Annotated in this window: 3 protein-coding genes; all 3 read right to left on the minus strand. The window is 68.7% G+C overall.

The window, feature by feature from the left end; genetic code table 11:
• Window positions 1–232 precede the first annotated feature (232 nt).
• The 3 genes from PROKR_RS02735 to PROKR_RS02745 are packed head-to-tail and all read right to left on the minus strand — an operon-like array spanning window position 233 to window position 1,141.
• Complete coding sequence (locus PROKR_RS02735) at window positions 233–643, minus strand: hypothetical protein (protein WP_036959387.1); 411 nt, start codon at window positions 641–643, stop codon at window positions 233–235.
• On the minus strand, window positions 636–851 hold the full coding sequence (locus PROKR_RS02740; protein WP_036959106.1) for a hypothetical protein: 216 nt from the start codon (window positions 849–851) through the stop codon (window positions 636–638). Before PROKR_RS02740 ends, PROKR_RS02735 begins: the two co-directional genes overlap by 8 nt.
• Window positions 848–1,141, minus strand: a complete 294-nt coding sequence (locus tag PROKR_RS02745) for a hypothetical protein (protein ID WP_051432616.1) — start codon at window positions 1,139–1,141, stop codon at window positions 848–850. Before PROKR_RS02745 ends, PROKR_RS02740 begins: the two co-directional genes overlap by 4 nt.
• Window positions 1,142–1,258 lie beyond the last annotated feature (117 nt).

A 1,258-nucleotide genomic window follows, 5' to 3' on the forward strand; every position in this document is an offset into this window, starting at 1 on the left:
GACGCGCCAGTCGCTCAGCGCGACTGGGCGGTCGTTCTCGACGTAGCCGGAGCGGAAGCGGCCGACGACGTCGTCCGAGAAGCTCGACTTCTTCTTGGGGGCGTTCTCGCCGGTCTCGTCGCCGAAGATCTTCAGTGCCATGTGGGTTCTCGTCCTTCTGTGGAAGGTGGGCGCGGCGCCTGTTGGCTTGCGCGGTGTCGGAGTAGGAATCGGCCTGGGGGCCGGGTGCGGCTCACACGAGTTGCGGGAGGCCCTTGCGTGGTGGGTCAGGCCGGCATGGGCGTGGCCGGGGGCCGCGAGATCTTCGGCCCGGGGCGCCGGAAGCGTCCGTGGCGAGCCGCGCCCAGCCGAGGACCGTGGCGATCTTGGCGGAGCGACGGGCGCCCATGTGCTGGAGCACTGCCTCCATGACCGCTACGGCCTTCGTCCCGGATACCTCCGCGTGGAACATGGCCGCGTTGGGGTACGGCTTCAGCGACAGCCGGACCTGGGCGCCCATGAGGGTGGCGGCGCGACCGACGACGTCGCGGTCGGACATGCCGACGCGGACGCGCGGGTACTTCTTGCGGTGGAGGTCGAAAGTCCCCTCCCCTTCGAGGAGGCCGGCAAGCCAGATGGCGTCTTCGCGGGAGATCTCAGGCACGGTTGGCCTCCTTGTTGATCTGCCGCACCTCGGCGGCCTTTTCGGTGAGCAGTGCGGCGAAGTTGTCGGCCTCGTCGGGCGAGAGGAAGAGGTCGAGGTCGTCAGCGTCCGGCACGAAGAACGCGACGCGGACGTCCTCCCCGGGCCACGGGAGGAAGTCCCGCTCTACCTGGACTGCCTCACCAGATCGGAAGGTGAGGTCGCTCATCGGCGACCACCCCGGCGGCCGGTCTCCTCGACGATCGACTCGATCGCGACGCCGTTGCCGAGGACACTCTTCGACGTCTCCCGGTCCCACTCCCAGATCTGCCGGAGTGCGAGGAAGATCTCGAAGAGGCTGTCGTCGATCCGCGCAGGGACCACCTGACCGCCCTCGGGGCGGGCGTGCACGACGATGCCCGCGTCGAGGTGCGGGATGTCGGCCTTCGTGCCGTCCGGGAGGATGATGTAGTCGGCGTTCTTGTACGCCGTCTCCTGGAGCGCGACCTCGGCGTGCACGCCGGAGCGCGTTGTTTCCAGTCACCGATGGTGGTCATCCGCTCGCCCGTGTCGGGGTCGGTGACCTTCGCGATGAAGTCGAAACTGCCGGCGTAGCCGTGGGTCTCGGACCAGACG

This window comes from Promicromonospora kroppenstedtii DSM 19349, from assembly GCF_000515355.1.
In the GTDB taxonomy this organism is placed as follows: Bacteria; Actinomycetota; Actinomycetes; order Actinomycetales; family Cellulomonadaceae; genus Promicromonospora; species Promicromonospora kroppenstedtii.

Bases quoted from the DNA above. Each gene is read 5' to 3' on its own strand.
- PROKR_RS02740 (WP_036959106.1), bottom strand. From the start codon at position 851: ATGAGCGACCTCACCTTCCGATCTGGTGAGGCAGTCCAGGTAGAGCGG.